Annotated in this window: 3 protein-coding genes; 1 reads left to right on the forward strand and 2 read right to left on the reverse strand. The window is 41.6% G+C overall.

All coding sequences use genetic code 11. The features are described 5' to 3' along the window. The first annotated feature begins 396 nt into the window (after positions 1-396). The gene (locus HYR79_10910; GenBank protein ID MBI1822207.1) at positions 397-2,541 is read left to right on the forward strand and encodes a PAS domain S-box protein; all 2,145 of its coding nucleotides are present in this window, start codon (positions 397-399) and stop codon (positions 2,539-2,541) included. A gap of 142 nt (positions 2,542-2,683) precedes the next feature. Here the strand turns inward: HYR79_10910 and HYR79_10915 are convergent, their stop codons facing one another. Together HYR79_10915 and HYR79_10920 are read right to left on the reverse strand one after the other, a co-directional pair. Next, positions 2,684-2,998 (reverse strand): hypothetical protein, encoded by a 315-nt coding sequence (locus HYR79_10915; GenBank protein MBI1822208.1) that lies wholly within the window; start codon positions 2,996-2,998, stop codon positions 2,684-2,686. 442 nt (positions 2,999-3,440) lie between these two features. After that, positions 3,441-3,962: an OmpA family protein gene (locus tag HYR79_10920; protein MBI1822209.1), complete on the reverse strand. Its 522-nt coding sequence runs from the start codon at positions 3,960-3,962 to the stop codon at positions 3,441-3,443. Positions 3,963-4,351 lie beyond the last annotated feature (389 nt).

The following is a 4,351-nucleotide window of genomic DNA, read 5'->3' on the forward strand; positions in this document are numbered from 1 at the left end:
GATCCTTAAAGATCTTCTGTTGGGCATTCCCGCGGGTGCTGATATGATAAAGGGCTCCCGAATATTCAATTCTTAACGGCCTGGCCATAAAGCAAAGTTATCACCTCTTCAAAAAAATAGCAATATTAAAGACCTGACCCCACTACTAATTTTCCGCCTGGCGACGGGCGTGCCGGTTCGAGTCCGGCCTTTTCACTTAGACTATTAAAAATACCACGAAAAGGAATTTTATATTCTTGACTCCTGCACGATAAGATAATAGGATACTTTTTACAATCTGTTCACATGAATAGAACTCACTTATGCTCATTCACTCAATTTGTCACGCTACGAATTATTCTTCCTTTTCCATATCTTTTCCACTTTTACAGAGGGAACTCTATATGAGGCATTTTAATGGGTAAAAAATATCAAATCACAACGACTCTCCTGGAAGAATTATCCCAATTACTTCAACAGGAAGATCATTCAAAGACTTTAGAAATTGAATACAAAAAAATCAATGATAAACTTCATTTCGTCAATCGAGCACTCATCGCTGTAAGTTCGGCCAACGAAACAATCATCCGGGCAACAGAAGAAATAAAACTTCTCAATGATATTTGCGAGATCATTGTAAATGCCGCGGGATATCGTTTAGCCTGGGTTGGATATGCTGGAAAGGATGAACAAAAATCGATTCTCCCTATGGCCCAGGCTGGCCATGAAATGGGGTATCTGAAAACTCTCAATATATCATGGTCTGATGATGAGAAAGGACGCGACCCAACCGGCACAGCCATTCGCACAGGCAAACCCCGGATATGCGATAACATCCTTACGGATCCCGAATTTTTGCCCTGGCGAACAGAAGCAAAAAATAGAGGGTACGCCTCTTCAATCGCCATCCCTCTGACTCAGGATGGAGAAACATTTGGCTCACTTAATATTTATGCGGTAGAACCCAATGCTTTTGACGTCAATGAAGTGGACCTTCTTGTTAAACTTGCGGAAAACGTGGCTTTTGGCGTCACCACCCTGCGGGAACGAACTCAAAGCAAACAAAATAAAACTGCATTGAAAGGAAGCGAAGAACGATTCCAGACATTAATTGAACAGGCTCCTGACGGCATTATCATCATTGATTTTGAATTTAATATTAAAGAAGTCAATTCAGCCGGTTGCAAGATGCTGAAATACTCCCCGGAAGAGATTCTCGGGATGAATTTTAAGGAATTTATCCCGGCTGAAGAACACCCCGATATTCCGGCGAAAATGGCCGCGCTTCTCAAGGGCGAAGCCTGTTTTATCGAAAAACATATTAAATGCAAGGACGGGACAGTTTTTTCCTCTGAAATGAGTTGCAGAGTGATCTCCACCTCCAGAGAGGTGCAAATATTTTTGCGGGACCTGACGTTGCGAAGACGAATGGAGGAAGACATCTCAAAAATGGAAAAACTTGAATCGATCGGTGTTTTGGCCGGGGGGATTGCTCATGATTTTAATAATCTCCTTACCGCTATTTTAGGAAATATTTCCTTGTCCCTGTTGGCAATCGATTCGGATCATCCTGCTTATAAACGGTTAGCGGCGGCGGAAAACGCGTCCCGGCGAGCCCAGGATTTAACCTGCCAAATGCTCACCTTCTCCAAAGGAGGAACCCCGATAAAAAGAAATGCCTCTGTTACGGATCTTGTCAAAGAATCAGCCTCTTTTTCCTCCCATGGATCCGAAATCAAATGTAATTTTCTACTCCCTCCTGATTTATGGCATGCGGAAGTTGATTCTGGACAAATTAGTCAGGTCATTCATAATTTAATCATTAACGCGGTTCAAGCGTCTCCCGGTGGAGGAAAAATAGATATTTCCGCAGAGAATATTATTTTGGAAAGTAATCAAATAGGGGCTCTTCCGGCCGGAAAATATGTCAAGGTAGCCATCAAAGACCATGGAACAGGAATCCCTGAAGAGAATCTTAAACACATTTTTGACCCCTTTTTCACCACCAAAGCGAAGGGAACCGGCCTCGGCCTGGCCAGTTCTTATTCCATTATCAAAAAACATGGAGGGGATATCACCGTGAGTTCCAAAATGAATGGCGGGACTACCTTTTCTTTTTACCTCCCTGCATCAGAAAAAGTAACTTTAGATTCAAATATTGGAGAGGAACCCCTTATCAGAGGGACAGGAAAGATTTTATTGATGGATGATGAAGAGGTGGTTCTGGAAGTGGCCGCGGAGATGTTGAAGGCGTTGGGGTATGAAGTCGTTGTTACTCGTGAAGGTAATGAAACCATTTTGGCCTATTTGGAAGCCGCGGAATTGATGAAACCATTTGATGCGGTCATTTTGGATTTAACGGTACCCGGTGGCATGGGTGGGAAAAAAACCTTACAGAAGCTTCTGGAAATTAATCCAAATATCAAAGTCATCGCCTCAAGCGGATACTCCAGTGATCCTGTTGCAGGCGAGTGGCAGAAGCATAGATTCCGTGGTTTTATTTCAAAACCTTTTCGCCTGTCCGATCTGGGCAAAACTTTGCATGAGGTTCTTTTCTCTTAGGCTTTTCAAATTCACTCTTTCTGATCAGGGGATCAACACAACAGTTACAGTCGCCATAGCGCTCCTGGCGGTATCCGCCTGACTGGCCGCAATCACATGGTGGGTCCCGGTTATATTGTGGGAGTCAAATCATATAATCTGATTAAGAAGGAAACTTTAAATTTCCAATATCTCTTACAGAATTCCCAATATTCTCCTTTAGAAACTCATACAAGGATCTTAGAAGAAGTTCGTCGTTCCATAGAAATGCAGTAGAATAAGTTCGTCCGTCATATTCGACTTCGATATCAAGATGTGTATAATATTCCACGGTCTTTCTTAAAGAAACATTTTTTAATATGCTCTTCTCTATATCTTGAGTGGCAAGAGGGGCTTTATTCCCTGAACCCTTCAAATTAAGATGAGGCCAAATTAGCTCTCCTTTCATTTTCATCTCAAGATAGTCACTTAACTTCATGGGTGCATCCTCCTTTGTTTTCACTTTTTTTTGTGAGCATAACTCATTAAAGCAGTATAATTTTTTAGGTGTCTAAAAGCGGGATGAAAGGTGGGCGCTTTTCAAATTTAGCCGTATTACTGCTTACAGGAAAGGATGGAAAAAAAGAGTTAATGACTGTTAAACCGGGCCGCCGTTTTTTTTTGATTGACAAAGTTTAACGGGGTGAAAAGAGTTTTATACCGATGAATGGCAATCGTGCTAATTTCGGATTGTCTTAACGAGGGGGTTCACCCCGGTATCTCCCTAAATCAGGAGCAACCGTATCCCTTTGACGATAATGCCTCTTTTAATCGACAAAAGTCAAGTTTCGGCAATAATGATTGCCAAAAGATAGAGAATGTAATTTTCCGGTTGAGCGGCACGCCGTTTTTGAGCCTCCGATTCAAACCGAACTAATTCATTACTGCATCTTAAAATGAGCACGCCGGTTTAACTTGTAACAGTTTTCATCGTGTTCATGACAAATGGGGCGCTCTTTTCCGTAACTAATGGTGGAAATCCACTTGCCATCCGCCCCTTCTGCAACTAAAAATGATTTAACAGCATAGGCTCTTTTATTTCCAAGAACTAAGTTATATTCGTTCGTCCCGCGTTCATCACAATAGCCTTCAATTCTAACCTTGTCCCATTTTTTGGTTGTTAGAAAGGTCGAGTCATTATTCAAATCTTCTTTCATCTCCGGGCCGATTACTGATCTATCAAAATCAAAATAAATGTCTTTCAGGGAGATCCTGGCCCTCACGTTTTTTGAATTCATCATTCCTTGATCCACCGATTTTCCACTCACGACTGGGTTTTTGGTCATTAATGCGCTTTCAGTTGCCGGGGGGATCTCCCTGGCCTGTTTTGGGTTTGAATCAATGCTTTGAGAGGCTGTACTCATATGCTTTGCACATCCGAATACTCCCAAAATAAGCATCAAACTGATTCCGAGAAGGGCGGTTGTTTTACGATCTTTCATTCTTTGGGTCTCCCTATTTATATACTATTTGATTGGAGTAAACATTTCCCTCATCCTTTGTTTGAAGGCCTCGAATTTCTCTTTTCAATTGAACGATTGTATTCGTCATGAATACTCGCCATAAAGCGGTCGGCTTTTGGTTTTAACACAAAATAAGCGACCCATTTATCAATCGGACCCATTACTTCGAAGCCTCCCTTGAAAGTAATCTTGATGGTCTCGTAAAAAGTCAGCATACTGGAATCAGATGAAAATATTGATCAGAAAACTCATATTTCCCTTTATTTTCAAGGGTTTTTGTGGTAAAAAGCTTCTTAATTCCACACTGTTTAAGGAGCCATCGTGATTTA

It is taken from the genome of Nitrospirota bacterium (assembly GCA_016178585.1).
Lineage (GTDB): Bacteria > Nitrospirota > Nitrospiria > JACQBW01 > JACQBW01 > JACOTA01.

Coding starts and splice junctions, on each gene's coding strand:
- HYR79_10910 (MBI1822207.1), top strand. CDS start 397: ATGGGTAAAAAATATCAAATCACAACGACTCTCCTGGAAGAATTATCC.
- HYR79_10915 (MBI1822208.1), bottom strand. CDS start 2,998: ATGAAGTTAAGTGACTATCTTGAGATGAAAATGAAAGGAGAGCTAATT.